12 protein-coding genes are annotated in these 15,447 nt (G+C 73.2%); 11 read left to right on the top strand and 1 reads right to left on the bottom strand.

Annotated elements, in window-relative coordinates; all coding sequences use genetic code 11:
• Positions 1 to 7: 7 nt before the first annotated feature.
• The 3 genes from coaBC to HEP85_RS07915 all read left to right on the top strand — a co-directional run bounded on the left by coaBC (position 8) and on the right by HEP85_RS07915 (position 5,287).
• Complete coding sequence (gene coaBC, locus HEP85_RS07925) at positions 8 to 1,210, top strand: bifunctional phosphopantothenoylcysteine decarboxylase/phosphopantothenate--cysteine ligase CoaBC (protein ID WP_168527162.1); 1,203 nt, start codon at positions 8 to 10, stop codon at positions 1,208 to 1,210.
• Positions 1,211 to 1,451: 241 nt separating this feature from the next.
• Positions 1,452 to 2,660 carry a methionine adenosyltransferase gene (gene metK / locus HEP85_RS07920; protein ID WP_168527161.1) on the top strand — a complete coding sequence of 403 codons (1,209 nt, stop codon included), beginning with the start codon at positions 1,452 to 1,454 and terminating at the stop codon, positions 2,658 to 2,660.
• A 479-nt stretch (positions 2,661 to 3,139) separates the two neighbouring features.
• Positions 3,140 to 5,287 (top strand): primosomal protein N', encoded by a 2,148-nt coding sequence (locus HEP85_RS07915; RefSeq protein ID WP_369657644.1) that lies wholly within the window; start codon positions 3,140 to 3,142, stop codon positions 5,285 to 5,287.
• Positions 5,288 to 5,364: 77 nt separating this feature from the next.
• Here the strand turns inward: HEP85_RS07915 and HEP85_RS07910 are convergent, their stop codons facing one another.
• Positions 5,365 to 5,907, bottom strand: a complete 543-nt coding sequence (locus tag HEP85_RS07910) for a hypothetical protein (RefSeq protein ID WP_168527160.1) — start codon at positions 5,905 to 5,907, stop codon at positions 5,365 to 5,367.
• A 408-nt stretch (positions 5,908 to 6,315) separates the two neighbouring features.
• Between HEP85_RS07910 and fmt the strand changes: the two genes are divergently transcribed.
• The 8 genes from fmt (at position 6,316) to HEP85_RS07870 (ending at position 15,440) form a co-directional block, all read left to right on the top strand.
• Complete coding sequence (gene fmt, locus HEP85_RS07905; protein ID WP_369657643.1) at positions 6,316 to 7,248, top strand: methionyl-tRNA formyltransferase; 933 nt, start codon at positions 6,316 to 6,318, stop codon at positions 7,246 to 7,248.
• Positions 7,249 to 7,714: 466 nt separating this feature from the next.
• Entirely contained in the window at positions 7,715 to 9,148 is a 1,434-nt protein-coding gene (locus HEP85_RS07900) for a transcription antitermination factor NusB (protein ID WP_329286320.1), read from the top strand.
• A 178-nt stretch (positions 9,149 to 9,326) separates the two neighbouring features.
• Positions 9,327 to 10,013 carry a ribulose-phosphate 3-epimerase gene (gene rpe / locus HEP85_RS07895; protein ID WP_168527159.1) on the top strand — a complete coding sequence of 229 codons (687 nt, stop codon included), beginning with the start codon at positions 9,327 to 9,329 and terminating at the stop codon, positions 10,011 to 10,013.
• A 78-nt stretch (positions 10,014 to 10,091) separates the two neighbouring features.
• The gene (locus HEP85_RS07890; protein WP_168527158.1) at positions 10,092 to 11,135 is read left to right on the top strand and encodes a sugar-binding transcriptional regulator; all 1,044 of its coding nucleotides are present in this window, start codon (positions 10,092 to 10,094) and stop codon (positions 11,133 to 11,135) included.
• 145 nt (positions 11,136 to 11,280) lie between these two features.
• Positions 11,281 to 11,703 (top strand): ribonuclease domain-containing protein, encoded by a 423-nt coding sequence (locus HEP85_RS07885; protein ID WP_168527157.1) that lies wholly within the window; start codon positions 11,281 to 11,283, stop codon positions 11,701 to 11,703.
• On the top strand, positions 11,700 to 12,077 hold the full coding sequence (locus HEP85_RS07880; protein WP_168527156.1) for a barstar family protein: 378 nt from the start codon (positions 11,700 to 11,702) through the stop codon (positions 12,075 to 12,077). The genes HEP85_RS07885 and HEP85_RS07880 overlap by 4 nt, the downstream gene beginning before the upstream one ends.
• Before the next feature lie 106 nt (positions 12,078 to 12,183).
• On the top strand, positions 12,184 to 13,626 hold the full coding sequence (locus HEP85_RS07875) for a GuaB1 family IMP dehydrogenase-related protein (protein ID WP_168533426.1): 1,443 nt from the start codon (positions 12,184 to 12,186) through the stop codon (positions 13,624 to 13,626).
• Positions 13,627 to 13,973: 347 nt separating this feature from the next.
• Positions 13,974 to 15,440, top strand: a complete 1,467-nt coding sequence (locus tag HEP85_RS07870; RefSeq protein WP_168527155.1) for an amino acid permease — start codon at positions 13,974 to 13,976, stop codon at positions 15,438 to 15,440.
• The last annotated feature ends 7 nt before the right edge of the window (positions 15,441 to 15,447 follow it).

Raw genomic sequence — 15,447 nt, 5'->3', positions numbered from 1 at the left:
AGGCCCGGTGGACAAGCCGAAGGTCGTGCTGGGGGTCAGCGGTGGCATCGCCGCGTACAAGGCGTGCGAGCTGCTGCGCAGGCTGACGGAGTCGGGGCACGACGTGCGGGTCGTGCCGACCGCGTCCGCCCTGCACTTCGTGGGTGCCGCCACCTGGTCCGCGCTCTCCGGCCACCCGGTCTCCACCGAGGTCTGGTCGGACGTCCACGAGGTCCCGCACGTCCGCATCGGGCAGCACGCGGACCTGGTGGTGGTGGCCCCCGCGACGGCGGACATGCTCGCCAAGGCCGCCCACGGGCTGGCCGACGACCTCCTCACCAACACCCTGCTCACCGCCCGCTGCCCGGTCGTCTTCGCGCCCGCCATGCACACCGAGATGTGGGAGCACCCGGCCACCCAGGAGAACGTGGCGACGCTCCGCCGCCGCGGCGCCGTCGTCATCGAGCCCGCCGTGGGCCGCCTGACCGGCGTGGACACCGGCAAGGGCCGGCTCCCCGACCCCACGGAGATCTTCGAGGTCTGCCGCCGGGTGCTGGCCCGGGGCGTGCGCGAACCCGACCTCGCGGGCCGCCATGTCGTCGTCAGCGCCGGCGGTACCCGGGAACCGCTCGACCCCGTCCGCTTCCTCGGCAACCGTTCCTCCGGCAAACAGGGGTACGCCCTCGCCCGCACCGCGGCCGCACGAGGGGCCCGGGTGACGCTGATCGCCGCGAACACCGGACTGCCGGACCCGGCGGGCGTCGACGTGGTGCGGGTCGGCACGGCCGTGCAGCTGCGCGAGGCGGTGCTCAAGGCGACCCCGGACGCCGACGCCGTGGTGATGGCCGCGGCCGTGGCGGACTTCCGCCCCGCCGCCTACGCGACGGGGAAGATCAAGAAGAAGGACGGCCAGGAACCGGAGCCGATCGTTCTGGTCCGAAATCCGGACATCCTCGCCGAGATCTCGGCGGACCGTCCGCGCCCCGGCCAGATCGTGGTCGGTTTCGCCGCCGAGACGGACGACGTCCTCGCCAACGGCCGCGCGAAACTGGAGCGCAAGGGGTGCGATCTCCTCGTGGTGAACGAGGTGGGGGAGCGCAGGACCTTCGGATCCGAGGAGAACGAGGCCGTGGTGCTGGGCGCCGACGGCAGTGAGACCGCGGTGCCCCACGGACCCAAGGAAGCCCTGGCCGAGACCGTGTGGGATCTGGTGACACGCCGTCTGCCGTAGAGGTCCCCGTCACCTCAACAGGTGACTGCGGCCGTGCGGAATTCGCTCGCGGCAACCCTGGTGGAGAGCGATCTCCAGGGCGCAGAATGCCCGTGCCGCAGGTCACAGGGCTTCCGAGAAGCGAGACAGGGGGGCCTGCCGGCGAGCGCGACCGATAAACTGTTCTCGGACGACGCCGGGCGCAGCTCCCGTCCCGTCCGCCAATGATCAGCCAGCAGCCGCTGCAACCACAGGGAGCGTTGTGTCCCGTCGCCTGTTCACCTCGGAGTCCGTGACCGAGGGTCACCCCGACAAGATCGCTGACCAGATCAGCGACACCATTCTCGACGCGCTTCTGCGGGAGGACCCGACGTCCCGGGTCGCCGTGGAGACGTTGATCACGACCGGCCTGGTGCACGTGGCCGGAGAGGTCACGACCAAGGCGTACGCGCCGATCGCCCAGCTGGTCCGGGACAAGATCCTGGAGATCGGCTACGACTCGTCGAAGAAGGGCTTCGACGGCGCTTCGTGTGGTGTCTCGGTGTCGATCGGCTCCCAGTCCCCGGACATCGCGCAGGGCGTAGACACGGCGTACGAGTCCCGCGTCGAGGGTGACGAGGACGAGCTCGACAAGCAGGGCGCCGGCGACCAGGGCCTGATGTTCGGGTACGCGACCGACGAGACGCCCAACCTGATGCCGCTGCCGATCCACCTGGCGCACCGGCTCTCCCGTCGGCTGTCCGAGGTCCGCAAGAACGGCACGATCCCCTACCTCCGTCCCGACGGAAAGACCCAGGTCACCATCGAGTACGACGGTGACAAGGCGGTCCGGCTGGACACGGTCGTGGTCTCCTCGCAGCACGCGAGCGACATCGACCTGGACTCGCTGCTCGCGCCCGACATCCGCGAGTTCGTGGTGGAGCCGGAGCTGAAGGCCCTCCTCGACGACGGCATCAAGCTGGAGACCGAGGGCTACCGCCTGCTGGTCAACCCGACCGGCCGCTTCGAGATCGGCGGCCCGATGGGCGACGCCGGCCTGACCGGCCGCAAGATCATCATCGACACGTACGGCGGCATGGCCCGCCACGGCGGCGGCGCCTTCTCCGGCAAGGACCCGTCCAAGGTCGACCGCTCGGCCGCGTACGCGATGCGCTGGGTCGCCAAGAACGTCGTCGCCGCGGGTCTCGCCTCGCGCTGCGAGGTCCAGGTCGCCTACGCCATCGGCAAGGCCGAGCCCGTCGGTCTCTTCGTGGAGACCTTCGGGACCGCGAAGGTCGACGCGGAGAAGATCGAGACCGCCATCACCGAGGTCTTCGACCTCCGCCCGGCGGCCATCATCCGCGACCTCGACCTGCTGCGCCCGATCTACTCCCAGACGGCCGCGTACGGTCACTTCGGCCGGGAGCTGCCCGACTTCACGTGGGAGCGGACGGACCGTGTGGACGCGCTCCGCAGGGCCGTCGGTCTGTAGACCACCCGCGGCTCGCCACGTCCTGCCGAGGCCCGGTGCCCCCGAGGGGTGCCGGGCCTCGGCGTTGTTCCTGCCCTTCCCGCCCTTCCGGTCGTTCCCGTGCCGCCGGTCTCTGCCCGGTGCCGATGCTTAAGCACGCGGCCCTGATGCCGCCGACGGGCCGGGCCGGAAAACGCCTGGCGGGGAACGGCCGCCGTTCGTAGGCTGACGATCTCCCGGTGCGATGGCCGCGGCTACTTCGGCGGAGTGCGCCCTTCGGGCGTGCGGTGAAACTGGATGCATCATGAAGCCGCTGCCGCCTGGACCTCGGGAGAGCCGACGTCGCGGCCGCCCTTGCCCGCCGGTCGTTCGCCGCGAGGGCGAGGGCGAGGGCGAGGGCTAGGGCTAGGGCGAGGGCACGGCCCGGGGCGTTCGCGATCCGTCGGCGGCCCGCTTCCGGGCGGGCGGCGGTGTCGGTGCGGTCTGGTAGGAATACTGCTGTGAGCAGCGCGAACGGGCGGGGTGAGGGTGACGCGGAGGGCGCGCCGCCCGAGCAGCTTGCGCTGATCCGCGAAGGTGTGCGGCAGGCCAGGGCACCGAAGGCGAAGCCGCGGACCTGGCGCGGCGCCGCGCTCGCCAAGGAGCTGCCCGTCGCGCGGGTGCTCGTCGACAAGGGCGTGCTGCATCTGGACCGGTACTTCGACTACGCCGTGCCCGAGGAGCTCGACGCCCAGGCGCAGCCCGGTGTCCGGGTCCGGGTGCGGTTCGGGGCCGGGCGGCACCGGGTGCGGGACGGGCGGCGCGAGGGCGGGGGCCTCATCGACGGCTTCCTCGTCGAGCGGCTGGCCGAGTCCGACTACTCAGGACCGCTCGCCGCGCTGGCCCAGGTGGTGTCCCCCGAACCGGTCCTCGGCCCCGAGCTGCTGGGGCTGACCCGGGCCGTCGCCGACCGGTACGCGGGCAGCCTCGCCGATGTGCTGCAACTCGCCGTGCCGCCGCGCAACGCCCGGGCCGAGGCGAAGCCCTCCGCGGCACCCCTGCCCGCTCCCGACGCGCCCGCGGCGGAGTCCTGGACGCGGTATGCGCGGGGGGCCGCCTTTTTGGAGTCGCTCGCCCGCGGCGGCTCCCCGCGGGCCGTGTGGAACGCGTTGCCGGGGCCCGAATGGGCCGACGAGCTCGCGCGGGCGGTGGGCGCGACGCTCGCCTCGGGACGCGGCGCGCTCGTCGTCGTACCGGACGGCAGGACCGTCTCCCGTGTGGACGCGGCGCTGACCTCGTTGCTGGGGGAGGGGCGGCACGCGGTCCTCACGGCCGAGGCCGGACCCGAGAAGCGGTACCGGGAGTGGCTCGCCGTGCGGCGCGGGTCCGTACGGGCCGTCGTGGGGACCCGCGCCGCCATGTTCGCGCCGGTGCGCGATCTGGGACTCGTCGTTCTCTGGGACGACGGGGACGGCAGCCACAGCGAGCCGCACGCACCGCAGCCGCATGCGCGAGAGGTCCTGCTGCTGCGGGCCGCCCATGACAAATGTGCCTTTCTGCTGGGGAGTTGGAGCTGCACGGTCGAGGCCGCGCAGCTGGTCGAGAGCGGCTGGGCGTTGCCGCTGGCCGCCGAGCGGGACCAGGTGAGGGCGAGCGCGCCGCTCGTACGGACCGTGGGGGACGGCGATCTCGCGCGGGACGAGGCGGCGCGGGCCGCCCGGCTGCCCACTCTGGCCTGGCAGGTGGTCAGGGAGGGGCTGCGGCACGGGCCTGTGCTGGTGCAGGTGCCGAGGCGCGGGTACGTACCGCGGATGGCCTGCGCGCAGTGCCGGGCTCCGGCCCGCTGCCGGCACTGCGCCGGCCCCTTGGAGGCGCAGGACGCCGGCGCGCTGCGGTGCACGTGGTGCGGGCGGGACGAGGCGGCCTGGCACTGTCCCGAGTGCGGTGGGTTCCGGCTGCGGGCGCAGGTCGTGGGCGCCCGGCGGACCGCCGAGGAGCTGGGACGGGCCTTTCCCGCGGTGCCGGTACGGACGTCGGGGCGCGAGCAGGTGCTCGACACGGTGCCGGGGGCACCCGCGCTCGTCGTGTCCACGCCGGGCGCCGAACCCGTCGCGGAGGGCGGGTACGCGGCCGCGCTGCTGCTCGACGGCTGGGCGATGCTGTCGCGGCCCGATCTGCGCGCCGGTGAGGAGGCCCTGCGGCGCTGGATCGGGGCCTCGGCGCTGGTGCGCGGGCAGGGAGCGGGCGGCACCGTGGTGGTCGTGGCGGAGCCGACCCTGCGGCCTGTGCAGGCGCTCGTACGGTGGGACCCCGTCGGGCACGCGGTGCGTGAGCTCGCCGAGCGCGCCGAGCTGGGCTTTCCACCGGTGTCACGGATGGCGGCGGTGTCGGGTACGGCGGAGGCGCTCGCCGGTTTTCTCGCGGTGGTCGAACTGCCCGGCGACGCCGAGGTGTTGGGGCCGGTGCCGCTGCCCGTCACCGATGCCGGGCGACCGCGCCGGGTGGGGGCGCCGCCTCCGGGGGGAGCGGTGGGAGCGGGCGCTCGTCCGGGTACCGCCGGGGAGCGGTGCCGCACTGGCGGCCGCGCTGAAGGCCGCGCAGGCGGCGCGGATGGCGCGCGGGGGAGCGAACCCGTACGGATTCGGATCGATCCGCCGGACATCGGGTGACGGGTGGCCGCAGGGCTGCCTCCCGGGGCGGCGGCGCCGGGAGGCAGGGCGGAGCAGGACGGACGGGGGAGCCGGGTTCAGCCGTTGCGCGGGCCCGGGAACGCGGTGGGCCGCACCTCTTCGCGGAGTGTGGGGCTGCCCGCTGTCGGCTGCGTCGGCATGGAGCGGGCGGCGGGGACCGTAGGCACCGCGGGGACGCCGGTGGTGACCGCGACCGTGCGGGCACTAGCGGTCTCGGTGGCGCGCTCGGCCTCCGCGGCGGCCTGGGCGGCGGCGCGACGGGCGCCGTAACGGCGGTGCACCGCCTGCTTGGTGACCCCGAGGGCCGAGCCCACCGCGTCCCACGAGAAGCCCAGCGAGCGGTCGAAGTCCACGGCGGCCGTGACCAGTGTCTCGACGCTGTCGCGCAGCTCCTGGGCGAGGCGGACGGTCGGGGCGGGGGCGCGCCCGTAGACGACGAAGCCCGTGGCGGGGCCGGAGCGGCGCGGGCGGTAGACGTTGCCCAGTTGGGCGGTGAGCGTGCGCAGTGCGTCCACCTGCCGGCGGACCCGCTCGATGTCCCGCACCAGCAAGTGCAGGCTGGCCCGAGCCTGGGCGTCGTGGGTTGCGTGGTCGGCCATGAACAAGCCTCTCGAACCGGCGTTGAAAAGGATCGGGCCGCGATCACGGCCCGTGGGTGGTCAACTCTCTCTTGACCAACGCGTTTTTGGGTGAGTGGTCACGCTGCGGGGGCGTAGGGGCATATGCAGAGGGCGCGTCGGGGGGCGTACGCCCCCGGTGCGCACGGCCCGCATGGCCCGTACGGCGGCGATCACGGCCCGCACGTCCTGTGCGGGACGTGGGACCGCCGACGGTGCGGGTCCCGGCGGTACGGGCGTTGGAGCCGGCGTCGGGGCGCGGGATGTCCGGACAGCGCCCGAGCCCGGTGACCCCGCGACGCATAGACTGGTGCGCCGCCCCGTACCTCGGCCCCGCCGGCGTGCTCGCGGGGTCTGAAGAGTTCCCGCCCGAGAGGCCAACCGCCACCCATGAAGCTCGTCTTCGCAGGTACCCCCGAGGTCGCCGTTCCCGCACTGGACGCCCTGATCGCCTCTGGGCGGCACGAGGTGGCCGCCGTCGTCACGCGGCCCGACGCGCCCGCCGGGCGGGGGCGCCGGCTCGTCGCGAGCCCGGTCGCCGAGCGCGCGGCGGAGGCCGGGATCGAGGTGCTGAAGCCGGCCAGGCCGCGGGACGAGGGGTTCCTGGCGCGTCTTCGGGAGATCGGACCCGACTGCTGTCCCGTGGTGGCCTACGGGGCGTTGCTGCCCCGGGTCGCCCTCGACGTCCCCGCCCACGGCTGGGTCAACCTGCACTTCTCGCTGCTGCCCGCCTGGCGCGGCGCCGCCCCGGTGCAGCACGCGGTGATGGCGGGCGACGAGATCACCGGTGCGTCCACCTTCCTCATCGAGGAGGGGCTCGACTCGGGCCCCGTGTACGGGACCGTCACCGAGGAGGTCCGGCCCACCGACACCAGCGGGGACCTGCTGACCCGGCTGGCCTTCGCCGGTTCCGGGCTGCTCCTCGCGACCATGGACGGTATCGAGGACGGCACCCTGAAGGCGGTACCGCAGCCGGCCGACGGCATCACCCTGGCGCCGAAGATCTCCGTCGAGAACGCCCACGTCGACTGGTCCGCACCGGCGCTGCGCGTGGACCGGGTGGTCCGCGGCTGCACCCCGGCGCCGGGTGCGTGGACCGTCTTCCGCGGCGAGCGGCTCAAGCTCGTACAGGCCGCGCCGGTGCCCGAGCGTGCCGACCTCGCCCCGGGCGAGCTGTCCGTCGGGAAGAACAACGTGTACGTCGGAACCGGTTCGTACGCCGTCGAACTGCTCTGGGTCCAGGCCCAGGGCAAGAAGCCGATGCGCGCGGCGGACTGGGCACGTGGCGTGCGTATCTCCTCCGGAGAGGCACTCGGGGTCTGAGCGCCGTCGGGGCGATCGCGCCGGAGCCCGTCGCCCGACCGGAGCTCGGCACCGCACCGGATCTGGTTGCGGCCGGGGCTTGCCGTCGCACTGGGCCAGGTTGTCGCGGAGGGGCTTGGCGCCGCCGATGGGCCCGTTCGTCGGCCGGCGCTCGGCGTCGCACTGGGGTGCGGCATCGGCCCGGTTGTTGCGCCCCCGGCCGGCTCGCCCGGCCGGACTCGCCCCGGTCCCGCCCGGTCGGGCCTGCCCAGAGCCTGTCCTCGTCCCGCCCGGCCCCCGCCAGGCCTGGTACACCCGGCACTCCCACAGCCCCGGCCACGCGGAGCTCCCGGCCCCCGGCCACGTGGTGCGCACGGCCCCGGCCACGGCGAGCGCCCCCCGGTCACGCGGAGCGCCCGGCGCCGGGTTTCACCCCGCGGCGTACGCTGGACGGACGCACCTTTCCTGGATCCGGAGCACCTTTTTCGTGAGTGAGCAGTCCCGTCGGCCGAGCAAGCCCGGCAAGCCCTACCGCCGCCCCCAGAAGGACCCGGTCCGCTTCCTCGCCTTCGAGGCGCTGCGGGCCGTGGACGAGCGGGACGCGTACGCCAACCTCGTCCTGCCCCCGCTGCTGCGCAAGGCGCGGGAGAAGGGCGACTTCGACGGGCGGGACGCGGCCCTGGCGACCGAACTCGTGTACGGGACGCTGCGTCGGCAGGGCACGTACGACGCCGTCATCTCGGCCTGTGTCGACCGGCCGCTGCGCGAGGTCGACCCGCCGGTGCTGGACGTCCTCAGCCTCGGCGTCCACCAGCTGCTCGGGACACGCATCCCGACGCACGCCGCCGTGTCCGCCTCGGTCGAACTCGCCCGCGTCGTGCTCGGCGACGGGCGCGCCAAGTTCGTCAACGCGGTGCTGCGCAAGGTCGCGCGGCAGGATCTCGACGGCTGGCTGGAGCAGGTCGCGCCGCCCTACGACGACGACCCCGAGGACCATCTGGCCGTCGTGCACTCGCACCCGCGCTGGGTCGTCTCCGCACTGTGGGACTCGCTCGGCGGCGGGCGGGCCGGCATCGAGGATCTGCTGGAGGCCGACAACGAGCGGCCCGAGGTGACCCTCGTCGCCCGGCCCGGCCGCTCCACCGCGGGCGAACTCCTCGGTGCCCTGGGTGAGGAGTCCGCCCTGCCGGGGCGCTGGTCGCCGTACGCCGTGCGGCTCAGCGAGGGCGGCGAACCGGGTGCCATCGACGCCGTACGGGAGGGTCGTGCGGGTGTCCAGGACGAGGGCAGCCAGCTGGTGGCCCTCGCCCTCGCGAACGCGCCGCTCGACGGACCCGACAGGGCCTGGCTGGACGGCTGCGCGGGCCCCGGCGGCAAGGCCGCCATGCTCGCCGGGCTCGCCGCCGAGCGCGGCGCCGTGCTGCTCGCCTCGGAGAAGCAGCCGCACCGGGCCGGGCTCGTCGCCAAGGCGCTGGCCGGGAACCCCGGCCCGTACCAGGTGATCGCCGCCGACGGCACCCGTCCGCCGTGGCTGCCCGGCACGTTCGACCGTGTCCTCATGGACGTGCCCTGCACCGGCCTCGGTGCCCTGCGGCGCCGTCCCGAGGCGCGCTGGCGGCGCCGCCCGGAGGACCTCGACGGTTTCGCGTCGTTGCAGCGCGGGCTGCTGCGCACCGCGCTCGACTCCGTCCGGATCGGCGGCGTCGTCGGATACGCGACCTGCTCGCCGCACCTCGCGGAGACCCGCGCGGTCGTTGACGACGTGCTCAAGCACTACGAGAACGGCTCCGCCGAACTGCTCGACGCCCGTCCGCTGCTCCCGGACGTACCGGCGCTCGGCGACGGCCCCGACATCCAGCTGTGGCCGCATCTGCACGGGACGGACGCGATGTACCTGGCGCTGATCAGACGGACCTCCTGAGCCCCGTCCCGCTGACCCGCCGACCCTGTCCCGGCCGTCATGGCTGCCCTCGAGGCCATGACGGACGGGACCCGCGGGCGGCCCGGAACGGCAGGGCGGACCACCGTGCGGCAGCTCCGCGACGGCCCCGTTCCGGACCGGGGAGAGCAACCGGTGCCGAGCATGGCAGTCTTGGGGCATGGCCGTGCAGATCAACCCCAGCATTCTCTCCGCCGACTTCGCCCGCCTCGCCCAGGAGGCACAGGCGGTACAGGGAGCGGACTGGCTCCATGTCGACGTCATGGACAACCACTTCGTACCGAACCTCACGCTCGGGGTGCCGGTCGTGGAATCCCTGGTCCGTGCGACGGACACGCCGCTGGACTGCCATCTGATGATCGAGGACGTCGATCGGTGGGCGCCCCAGTACGTCGAAGCGGGTGCGGGTTCCGTCACCTTCCACGTCGAGGCGGCCGCGGCGCCGGTGCGGCTCGCCCGCGAGATCCGGGCCATGGGCGCCCGCGCCTCCATGGCGCTCAAGCCCGCGACCCCCATCGAGCCGTACGAGGATCTGCTGCCCGAGCTCGACATGCTGCTGATCATGACGGTGGAGCCGGGCTTCGGGGGCCAGGCGTTCCTGGACATCATGCTTCCGAAGATCCGCCGCACCCGTGAGCTGATCAGCAAGCACGGACTCGAACTCTGGCTCCAGGTCGACGGCGGGGTCTCGGCCTCCACCATCGAGCGGTGCGCGGAGGCGGGCGCGGACGTTTTCGTGGCCGGATCGGCGGTCTACGGGGCATCGGACCCGGCCCAGGCGGTACGTGCATTGCGCACCCAGGCGCAGGAGGCGACGGCTCATGCGGCGTGGGCGTGCGACCACTGAACCAAGGGAACGTGAACGCCGCCCATCTGGGCTGATCAAGTACGCCGGATCTGCAAGGATGAACGGCGAATCCAGAGTGTGAACAGCAGTGAGGAGATCGCCGTGTCGGGTATGTCGGCGGGCCGGTCAGCGATGCGGATGGGACCCGCTGAGCTGGTCCAGGCGGCGGCCATGGCCCGCCGCTTCTACCTCGAGGGCAAATCCAAGATCCAGATCGCCGAGGAGTTCGGCGTCAGCCGCTTCAAGGTGGCCAGGGTCCTGGAGACCGCTCTCGAACGGGATCTCGTGCGGATCGAGATCCGCGTGCCGGCCGAGCTGGACGCGGAGCGCTCCGACGCGCTGCGCGCCCGCTACGGCCTCCGGCACGCCGTGGTGGTCGAGTCCCCGGCCGACGCCGAGGAGTCGCCCGACCCCGAGAACCTCGGAGAGGTGGCCGCCGACCTGCTCGGTGAGCTCGTCAACGAGGGCGATGTCCTCGGCCTCGCGTGGGGCCGCTCCACCATTCACATGGCCGCGGCGCTCGACCGGCTGCCGCCGTGCACGGTGGTGCAGCTGACGGGCGTGTACGACGCGGGGACCGCCGAGCGCGGTTCGGTGGAGGCGGTGCGCCGCGCCGCCCAGGTGTCGGGCGGGGACGCCCACCCCATCTACGCGCCGATGCTGCTGCCCGACGCGGCGACCGCGGCCGCGCTGCGCAACCAGACGGGGATCGCGCGCGCCTTCGAGTACTTCGACAAGGTCACCGTCGCCTGTGTCTCGATCGGCTCCTGGGAGCCCGGCATCTCGACGGTGCACGACATGCTCAGCGACGAGGAACGCGCCCACTACGCGTCCCTCGGCGTCGCCGCCGAGATGTCCGCGCACCTGTTCGACTCCGAGGGCCGGCGGGTCGGCCGGGACCTGGGCGAGCGGTGCATCACCGTCGAGACCGACCGGCTGCGCCGTATCCCCGAGGTCGTCGCGATCGCGGGCGGACAGCGCAAGGCGGCCGCGATCGACGCCGTGCTGCGCTCCGGACTCGTCACCAGCCTGGTGACGGACACCTCGGCCGCGGACTACCTGATGACGGCGGGCCCGGCACCGCGCCCGGCGCTGACCCGCCAGGACCCGGACGGGCCGTGACCCCACGCGGGCTCACCGCGCCCTCGGACCCCGCCGTGTCCCCTCGGGTGCCCCGTCGTGCCCCACGGACGGCAGAGGGCCCGTGAGGGGCTCACCGGGCCCCTTACGCGCGCCGCGCGCGGCCGGCCGTGGCGGCGTCGACGCCATGCTGTCGCGGTCCGTGCCCCGGCTCGTCGCGGGTCTCCTCCTCTGCCTGGCGGTCCTGCTCACGGGGTGCTCCTCCGCACCCCCGTCCGCTTCCCCGGCGGACACCGCCCCCGGCGCCTCCGCGGCGCCCGGCTGGGCCCGGGGCATGGGCACCGTGCGGGAGGCCAGGCTCCCCGCCGAGGCCCGCGCGACCCTCGCCCTCATCGACCGCGGCGGCCCCTTCCCGTACGCCAGGGACGGCGTCGTCTTCGGCAACTTCGAGCGGATGCTGCCGCTCCACCAGCGTGGCTACTACCACGAGTACACCGTCCGGACGCCCGGCGAACGGGACCGGGGAGCCCGGCGCATTGTCACCGGGCAGGCCGGTGAGATCTACTACACCGATGATCACTACGAGTCCTTCCGGGCGGTGTTGAGATGACCGACGGAACCCTCGCGGACGTCCTGGCCGCCGCCGGCTGGGCCCATGTCCGGCTCGACCTCACCGGGGTCACCGGCAAAGCCGCGTTCATGGACCGTTGCGCCCGCGCCCTCGACCTGCCGGACTGGTTCGGGCGGAACTGGGACGCCCTCGCCGACTGCCTCGGAGACCTGTCCTGGGCCCCGCCCGCCCGTGGACGGCTGCTCGTCGTCACCGGCTGGCGGGAATTCGCCCGAGCGGCGCCACGGGACTGGGGCATCGCGCAGGAGGTGTTCTCCGAGGCCACCGACCACGGGCGGGGCACCGCGGGGGCGCTCCAGGTCGTCCTCGCTCTTGGAGGATCCGACGACGGCCCCACCGGCCGGCCTGGATGATGTGTCTGGGTATCTCACCAGGGCCGCCATGGGACAATGAAGTACGTGCTTTCCCCCTGGCTGACCTGTCCGGGGGCCACCTCTGATCGACCGGGATGTGCAGCACGTGCGTTTCCTCAACGACATCCAGCCCCCGTACGACCTGACGTACGACGACGTCTTCATGGTGCCCAGCCGCTCGGCGGTCGGCTCCCGACAGGGCGTGGACCTCGCCGCCCCGGACGGGACGGGCACCACGATCCCGCTGGTCGTGGCCAACATGACCGCCATCGCCGGCCGCCGGATGGCCGAGACCGTCGCCCGCCGCGGCGGCCTCGTCGTCATCCCGCAGGACATCCCGATCGAGGTCGTCACCGAGGTCGTCACCTGGGTCAAGGGACGCCACCTGGTGCTCGACACCCCGATCATCCTCGCCCCTCACCAGACGGTCGCCGACGCCCTCGCGCTGCTGCCCAAGCGCGCGCACAACGCGGGCGTCGTCGTGGACGAGGACGGCCGCCCGGTCGGCGTGGTCACCGACACCGACCTGACCGGCGTGGACCGCTTCACCCAGCTCTCCGAGGTCATGTCCCGGGACCTGCTGCTGCTCGACGCCGACATCGAGCCGCGCGAGGCGTTCAACAAGCTGGACGGGGCCAACCGCCGCTACGCCCCCGCCGTCGACCGGGACGGCAGGCTCGCCGGCATCCTCACCCGCAAGGGCGCCCTGCGCGCCACGCTCTACACCCCGGCCACCGACGCGAACGGCAGGCTGCGCATCGCCGCCGCCGTCGGCATCAACGGCGACGTCGCGGGCAAGGCCAAGCAGCTCCTCGACGCGGGCGTCGACACCCTCGTCATCGACACGGCGCACGGCCACCAGGAGTCGATGATCAGCGCGATCAGGACCGTGCGCGCGCTCGACCCGCACGTCCCGATCGCGGCGGGCAACATCGTCGCCGCCGAGGGCGTCAAGGACCTCGTCGAGGCGGGCGCGGACATCATCAAGGTGGGTGTCGGCCCCGGCGCCATGTGCACCACCCGGATGATGACCGGCGTCGGCCGGCCCCAGTTCTCCGCCGTCCTGGAATGCGCCGCCGAGGCGAAGAAGTACGGCAAGCACGTGTGGGCCGACGGCGGGGTCCGCCACCCGCGCGACGTCGCCATGGCACTGGCCGCCGGCGCGTCCAACGTCATGATCGGCTCCTGGTTCGCCGGGACGTACGAGTCCCCGGGCGACCTCCAGCAGGATGCCAACGGGCGGCTGTACAAGGAGTCGTTCGGCATGGCCTCCGCCCGCGCGGTCCGCAACCGCACCAGCGAGGAGTCGGCCTACGACCGCGCCCGCAAGGCCCTGTTCGAGGAAGGCATCTCCACCTCGCGGATGTTCCTCGACCCGGCCCGCCCGGGTGTCGAGGACCTGATCGACTCGATCATCGCGGGCGTCCGTTCCTCCTGCACCTACGCCGGCGCCAACTCACTGGAGGAGTTCAGCGAGAAGGCCATCGTCGGCATCCAGAGCGCCGCCGGGTACGCCGAGGGCAAGCCGCTGCACGCCAGCTGGAGCTGACCCGCACCCCTTCCGAACGGCCCCGCGGTGCGCCCGCGCGGGCCGTTCGGCGTTCGCGCACCGGCCGGCGGCGCGGCCGACCGGGACCGCCACCGGCTCGTTCCGACGGGCCGGGGACGGCGCGCACGACCATCGAAAGGGCCCGCGCAACGAACACGCGCGCAGCCCGGATGAACGCAATGATCTTGCGGAGACGCGCAAGGTTGCTGCATTACGCCGGTGAAGGCCTGGCTCATAGGGTCGAGCGCTGTACATGGCGTGGCGGGGACCCCGCTCGGTGGGTCCCTCCTGTCAGGGGTGCCGCCGGTCCCCGCCTTCCCGACCGGCAGCGATGAAGGAGCCAGCGCGTGCTCGATCCCGGCGCACCCCCGCAGTCCCGTACACAGGCCGCCCCACCGTCCCCGGGTGTCGGCGCGCGTCTGATGCGCCGCAAGCCCGTGGAACGCCTGGTCGCCGAGGGAGGCCAGGGAGAAGGCGGCAGCCTGCGGCGTTCCCTCGGCCTCTGGCAGCTGACGATGATCAGCATCGGTGCCACGCTCGGCACCGGGATCTTCGTGGTCCTCGGCGAGGCCGTCCCCAAGGCCGGACCCGCGGTCACCCTCTCCTTCGTGATCGCGGGCCTCACGGCGCTCTTCTCCGCCCTCTCGTACGCGGAACTGGCGGGCACCATCCCGGTCGCCGGGTCCTCGTACTCGTACGCGTACGCAACGATGGGCGAACTGATCGCCTGGATCTGCGGCTGGTGCCTGGTCCTGGAGTACGGCGTCTCGGTGGCCGCCGTCGCGGTCGGCTGGGGCGAGTACCTGAACGAGCTGCTCGACGGCACCATCGGCGTCACCATCCCGGACGCGTTCTCCGCGCCGCCCGGGGACGGCGGACTCTTCAACCTGCCCGCGCTGATCGTCGTCCTGCTCGCCATGGCCTTCCTGCTCGGCGGCGCCAAGGAGTCCGCGCGCGCCAACACGGTCATGGTGGCCGTGAAGATCGTCGCGCTGCTGCTGTTCTGCGCCATCGGCATCCAGGGCTTCAAGTCCGGCAACTACGAACACTTCATGCCGCTCGGCATGGCGGGCGTCAGCGCGGCCGGGGCCACGCTCTTCTTCTCGTACATCGGCTTCGACGCCGCCTCCACGGCCGGTGAGGAGGCGAAGAACGCGCAGCGCGACCTGCCCCGCGCGATCATGCTCTCGCTGGTCATCGTCACGGCGCTGTACGTCGTCGTCGCGGCCGTCGCCGTGGGCGCGAAGCCCTGGCGGCGGTTCAACGACTCGGAGGCCGCCCTCGCCGAGATCATGAAGAACGTCACCGGGCAGACCTTCTGGGGCACCCTGCTCGCGGCCGGCGCGGTCATCGCGATCGCCAGCGTCGTCCTGACCGTGCTCTACGGCCAGACCCGCATCCTCTTCGCCATGTCCCGCGACGGACTCGTGCCCAAGGTGTTCTCACGGGTCCACCCGAAGACCGGCGCGCCCCGCGCCAACACCGTGATCGTCTCGCTGTTCTGCGGTGTCCTGGCCGCCGCGATCCCGCTCGGCCGGCTGGCCGACGCCACCAGCATCGGAACGCTCTTCGCCTTCGCGCTGGTCAACGTCGCCGTCGTCGTGCTGCGCCGGACGCGCCCGGACATGCGGCGCACTTTCCGGGTACCGCTGTCGCCGGTGCTGCCCGCGATCGGCTTCGCGCTCTGCGTCTGGATGATGGGCAGCCTCTCGGCCGTCACCTGGGTGGTCTTCGGAGTCTGGATGGCCGCCGGGCTCGTGTTCTACTTCAGTTACGGCTACCGCCGCTCCCGTATCGCCACCGTAGAGAAGTGAACCACCC

It is taken from the genome of Streptomyces sp. RPA4-2 (assembly GCF_012273515.2).
Taxonomy (GTDB): Bacteria; Actinomycetota; Actinomycetes; order Streptomycetales; family Streptomycetaceae; genus Streptomyces; species Streptomyces kaempferi.
Note: the sequence above shows the minus strand (reverse complement) of the source record. Positions and strands in the feature narration are given on the sequence as shown.

What these genes read in the sequence shown, in the direction of transcription:
- HEP85_RS07910 (WP_168527160.1), bottom strand. Translation starts at nt 5,907, where the DNA reads ATGGCCGACCACGCAACCCACGACGCCCAGGCTCGGGCCAGCCTGCAC.
- fmt (WP_369657643.1), top strand. Translation starts at nt 6,316, where the DNA reads ATGAAGCTCGTCTTCGCAGGTACCCCCGAGGTCGCCGTTCCCGCACTG.
- rpe (WP_168527159.1), top strand. Translation starts at nt 9,327, where the DNA reads ATGGCCGTGCAGATCAACCCCAGCATTCTCTCCGCCGACTTCGCCCGC.
- HEP85_RS07885 (WP_168527157.1), top strand. Translation starts at nt 11,281, where the DNA reads ATGCTGTCGCGGTCCGTGCCCCGGCTCGTCGCGGGTCTCCTCCTCTGC.
- HEP85_RS07880 (WP_168527156.1), top strand. Translation starts at nt 11,700, where the DNA reads ATGACCGACGGAACCCTCGCGGACGTCCTGGCCGCCGCCGGCTGGGCC.